We start from the raw sequence: 5356 nt of genomic DNA, 5'->3' as shown, positions 1-5356 counted from the left end.
CGGTGGGTCTTCCCGTTCGGGTCGCCTCGGAGGCGGACGTCGCGCGGTCGCTCGCGGCGGCGGTGGCGGGCCTCGGCGTCCCGTGGTGTCGGCGGGCTCGGGGCGCGTGTCCGTGTGGGCGGCGCCGCAACCTGAACCGGCGATCCGGCCAGCGGCACTGACGCCCCGTCACCCGGGCGGGCCGTTCCGGCGGGACGGGGCGTTCGGGGCGTGGTCGGGTGGAGGGGTGCAGGACTCCGATCCGATCGCGGCCGGGGCCGGGACGCTTCTCCCGGGCCCCCTCCGGCGCCTCGCCGCCTGGTGCGCGCTGATCCTGCTCGTCTCCGGGGTCGTCTACGTCGGGATCCGGCTGTGTGACGAGTTCCGGACCGCTGTCGTGCCCGTGCTGCTCGCGCTGCTGGGGACGGCGCTGCTCGGGCCGTTGCACCGGCGGCTCGTGAAGGCCGGGGTGCAGCGGTCGGTCGCGGCCGGGCTCACCTGTGTGGCCGTGGTCGCCGTGGTGGGCGGGGCCGTGTACATCGTGGTCGCCGCGCTCATCGACACGGGCGACGAGATCGTCGCCTCGCTCAAACAGGCCGCCCGCGGTGTCTCCGAGCACTTCGGGGCCGCCGGGACCTCGCTGGACGACCTCGCCTCCAACGCGCGTGAGCTGCTGGGCAAGTTCGGCGGTACCGCCGCCTCCGGTGTGATCAGCGGGGTCAGTGTCGTCGGCGAGTCCCTCGCCATCGCCGTGCTCGCGCTGCTGCTCGTCTTCTTCTTCCTGCGCGACTCCGACAAGGCCACCAAGACCCTGCGGAGCCTGGCCCCCCTGGGTTCGGCCGACACCCTGGAGGCCATGGCGCGGCGGGCCTTCCACGCCGTCGAGGGATTCATGCGCGGCACCACTTTCATCGCGCTCATCGACGCCCTCTGCATCACCGTGGGGCTGCTCGTCCTGGACGTGCCGGGCGCGGCGGGACTGGGCGCGCTGGTCTTCGTCGGGGCGTACATCCCCTACCTCGGCGCCTTCATCTCGGGCGCCGTGGCCGTGCTGGTCGCGCTCGCCGACCGGGGGTTCGTGATCGCGCTGTGGGTGCTGGGGGTCGTACTCGCGGTGCAGGTGCTGGAGGGGCATGTGCTCCAGCCGGTGATCCAGAGCCGGACCGTGCAGATGCACCCGGCGGTGGTGATGGTGGCGATCACGGCCGGCGCGTCCGTCGCAGGCGTGCTCGGCATGCTGCTCGCCGTGCCGCTCACCGCGGCCGCCTTCGGCGTCCTCCAGGAGCTCCGCACCCGCTACGGCGACCAGGAGCCGTCGCCCGAGCCGTCCACGGACTCGTAGAGCTCGAACCAGATGCTCTTGCCCTGGCCCCGCGGGTCCACCCCCCAGGCGTGCGCGAGCAGTTCGATCAGCACCAGGCCGCGGCCGGAGGACGCCAGCTCGCCGGGTCTGCGCTTGTGCGGCAGGTCGTCACCGCCGTCCGTGACCTCGATGCGCAGCCGCCGCTCCCCCACCGCGCCGGTGATCTCGGCGACGAGCAGCGCGTCGGAGTCGGTGTGCACGAGGACGTTCGTGAGCAGCTCGGACAGCAGCAGTACCGCCGAGTCGACCTGGTCCGGCGAGGCCCAGTCGTGCTGCAGCTCGCGTAGCTGCTGCCGGGCCGCCGCGACCCGCTCGGGCTCGGCCTGCGCGACGGTCAGCACCGTGCGCCGCACCGGGCGCACCGCGGTCATGGAGTCGCCGCACCCGCAGCCGTCGCCCTCCCGGCTGAGCAGCAGCATGGCGATGTCGTCCTCGCGGCGGTCGGCCAGCGGGCCGGTGGTGTGGTGCGAGGACGGCCCGTGCACGGCCTGCACCAGGGTGTCGGCGAGTTCCTCCAGATCGCCCTTGTGCTCCTCCAGGATCACGCGCAGCCGCCGCCAGCCGGTGTCCAGGTCGTGGCCGCCGGTCTCGATCAGGCCGTCCGTGCAGATCAGCATGGTCTCGTCGGGTTCCAGCGCGAGCCGGGTCGTGGGGTAGTCGGCGTCCGGGTCGATGCCCAGGGGCAGGCCGCCCGGCGTCGGCCGCGTCAGCACCGTGCCGTCGGCCATCCGGAACGCCGGGTCCGGGTGCCCGGCACGGGCGATGTCCAGCACCCCCGTCGCCGGGTCGACCTCGACGTACACGCAGGTCGCGAAGCGCGGGTCGGACGGGTCCTCGTCGCTGATGCCGTGCAGGAAGCGGGAGGCGCGGGAGAGCACCGCGTCCGGCCGGTGGCCCTCCGAGGCGTAGGCCCGCAGGGCGATCCGAAGCTGGCCCATCAGGCCGGCCGCATGTACGTCATGACCCTGGACGTCGCCGATGACCAGCGCGAACCGCCCGCTCGGCAGCGGGATCACGTCGTACCAGTCGCCGCCGACCTGGAGTCCGCCGCCGGTGGGGACGTAGCGGGCGGCGACGCTCATGCCCGGGATGCGCTGCGAACCGAGCCTCGGCAGCATCGTGCGCTGGAGCCCGTCGGTCAGCGCCCGTTCGCTCTCGGCCACACCCGCCCGGGTCAGGGCCTGCGCCAGCATCCGCGCCACCGTCGCCAGCACGGACCGCTCGTCCGGTGTGAAGGCGACCGGATAGGTGAAGGCGGCCATCCACGCGCCCATCGTGCGGCCGGCCACGGTCAGCGGCAGGAACGCCCAGGACCGGCGGCCGAAGCGCTCGGCGAGCGGCCAGGTCAGCGGGTAGCGGGCCTTGTACTGCTCGGGGGAGGACAGATACACGGCCCGGCCGGTGCGCGCCGCCTCGGCGGCCGGGTAGTCCGTGTCCAGCGGCATGTCCGAGAACGGGCTCTCGGTGCCCGGCTGTTGCCCGTGGTGGCCGATGATCGTCAGCCGGTCGCCCGCCACGCCGAACACCGCGAGGCCGTCCGGCGAGAACCCCGGCATCGACAGATTGGCCGTGACCCGCAGCACCTCCTGCGTGGAGCGCGCCTCGGCCAGTGCCCGGCCCGCGTCCAGCAGGAACGCCTCCCGGGAGCGCCGCCAGTCGCCGGTGACCGCGCTGCGCCCGGCCGGGGTGCCCGGCGTCGGCTCCGTGACCTCCTGGAGGGTGCCGATCAGCCGGTACGCCTTCCGGGCCCGGTCGAAGGACGGCTTGGAGCGGCTGCGGACGATGCGGACGATCCGGCCCTGCTCGTCCATGACGCGGATCCGCACCTCGGCGAGAGTGCCCTCGGCGACGGCGAGCTGGACCACGCCGGTGATCTCGTTCCAGTCGACCGGGTGCAGCCGGGCCCGGGCCTGAGCCTCCGTGAGGCTGACCTGCTCGGTGGGCAGGCCGAGCAGCCGTGCCGCCTCGGCGTCGACCGTGACCAGCCCGGTAGCGGTGTCCCAGTGCCATAGGCCGGTCGCGAGGGCGGCGAGGGCCTCCCCCACGGCGGGCAGGGGCTCGCCAGTGCGCATTGCCCTACTTTAAGAAGAGGGGATCGAACACTGCCACCGAAGACTGAAGTGTGCTCGATCGTTAACTGTGGAGAGCCGATCTTGCCCTGCCCGGTACGCTGGGGACCAGTTTCACGTGAAACACAGACCCCGATCAGCGAAGACTGGATGAACGACGATGCATCGGTACAGGTCCCACACCTGCGGCGAGCTCCGCTCCTCTGACGTCGGCACCGACGTCCGGCTGAGTGGCTGGCTGCACAATCGGCGCGACCTGGGCGGCATCCTCTTCATCGATCTGCGCGATCACTACGGCATCACGCAGCTCGTGGCCCGTCCCGGCACCCCCTCCTACGAAGCTCTCGACAAGCTCTCCAAGGAGTCGACCGTCCGCATCGACGGCAAGGTCGTCTCCCGCGGCGCCGAGAACATCAACTCCGAGCTGCCGACCGGCGAGGTCGAGGTCGAGGTCGGCGACGTCGAGCTGCTCGGCGCGGCCGCCCCGCTGCCCTTCACCATCAACGCCGAGGACGGGGTCAACGAGGAGCGGCGCCTGGAGTACCGCTTCCTTGACCTGCGCCGCGAGCGCATGCACCGCAACATCATGCTGCGCACGGCGGTCATCTCGGCGATCCGGCACAAGATGACGGCGCTGGGCTTCAACGAGATGGCGACGCCGATCCTGTCCGCGACCTCCCCCGAGGGCGCCCGCGACTTCGTCGTCCCGTCCCGCCTGCACCCGGGCAGGTTCTACGCCCTTCCGCAGGCGCCCCAGCAGTTCAAGCAGCTGCTGATGATCTCCGGCTTCGACCGCTACTTCCAGATCGCGCCCTGCTTCCGCGACGAGGACGCGCGCGCGGACCGCTCGCCGGGCGAGTTCTACCAGCTCGACGTCGAGATGAGCTTCGTCGAGCAGGAGGACGTCTTCCAGCCGGTCGAGAAGCTGATGACCGAGCTGTTCGAGGAGTTCGGCGGCGGACGCCACGTCACCTCGCCGTTCCCGCGGATCCCGTTCCGCGAGGCGATGCTCACGTACGGCTCCGACAAGCCGGACCTGCGCGCCCAGCTCGAACTCACCGACATCACCGACATCTTCGAGGGCTCGGAGTTCAAGGCGTTCGCCGGCAAGCACGTGCGGGCCCTGGCGGTGCCGGACGTCTCGGCGCAGCCCCGCAAGTTCTTCGACCAGCTCGGTGACTACGCCGTCTCGCAGGGCGCCAAGGGCCTGGCCTGGGTCCGCGTCGCCGAGGACGGTTCGCTGTCCGGCCCGATCGCGAAGTTCCTCACCGAGGAGAACGTCGCGGAGCTGACCAAGCGTCTGTCCCTGGCGGCCGGTCACGCCGTGTTCTTCGGCGCGGGCGAGTTCGACGAGGTCTCGAAGATCATGGGCGCGGTGCGGGTCGAGGCCGCCAAGCGCGCCGGGCACTTCGAGGAGGGCGTCTTCCGCTTCTGCTGGATCGTCGACTTCCCGATGTACGAGAAGGACGAGGAGACCGGCGCGATCGACTTCTCGCACAACCCGTTCTCCATGCCGCAGGGCGGTCTGGAGGCCCTGGAGACCCAGGACCCGCTGGACGTCCTGGGCTGGCAGTACGACATCGTCTGCAACGGTGTCGAGCTGTCCTCCGGCGCGATCCGGAACCACGAGCCGGAGATCATGCTCAAGGCCTTCGAGATCGCCGGGTACGACCGGGAGACCGTCGAGGAGAAGTTCGCCGGCATGCTGCGCGCCTTCCGCTTCGGCGCCCCGCCGCACGGCGGCATCGCCCCGGGCGTCGACCGCATCGTCATGCTGCTCGCCGACGAGCCCAACATCCGCGAGACCATCTCCTTCCCGCTCAACGGCAACGCCCAGGACCTCATGATGGGCGCGCCGACGGAGCTGGAGGAGGCGCGGCTGAGGGAGCTGCACCTGTCGGTGCGCAAGCCGCAGCCGAAGTAGGACCTCTGGCTCATTCGTAGG

Annotated in this window: 3 protein-coding genes; 2 read left to right on the top strand and 1 reads right to left on the bottom strand. The window is 71.6% G+C overall.

Features of this window, described 5'->3' with window-relative positions; translation table 11 throughout:
- The first annotated feature begins 226 nt into the window (after positions 1–226).
- Positions 227–1321, top strand: a complete 1095-nt coding sequence (locus ACFTZL_RS40365) for an AI-2E family transporter (RefSeq protein WP_382594178.1) — start codon at positions 227–229, stop codon at positions 1319–1321.
- On the opposite strand, the gene ACFTZL_RS40360 is transcribed toward ACFTZL_RS40365, so the two are convergent.
- Positions 1276–3414 (bottom strand): SpoIIE family protein phosphatase, encoded by a 2139-nt coding sequence (locus ACFTZL_RS40360; RefSeq protein ID WP_382594175.1) that lies wholly within the window; start codon positions 3412–3414, stop codon positions 1276–1278. The genes ACFTZL_RS40365 and ACFTZL_RS40360 overlap by 46 nt on opposite strands.
- 157 nt (positions 3415–3571) lie before the next feature.
- Between ACFTZL_RS40360 and aspS the strand changes: the two genes are divergently transcribed.
- Entirely contained in the window at positions 3572–5335 is a 1764-nt protein-coding gene (gene aspS / locus ACFTZL_RS40355) for an aspartate--tRNA ligase (protein ID WP_382594172.1), read from the top strand.
- Positions 5336–5356 lie beyond the last annotated feature (21 nt).

The sequence above is a fragment of the Streptomyces sp. NPDC056948 genome, assembly GCF_042674225.1.
Classification (GTDB): Bacteria; Actinomycetota; Actinomycetes; order Streptomycetales; family Streptomycetaceae; genus Streptomyces; species Streptomyces purpurascens.
The sequence above is the reverse complement of the archived record's forward strand: the minus strand, read 5'-3'. Positions and strand labels throughout refer to the sequence as shown.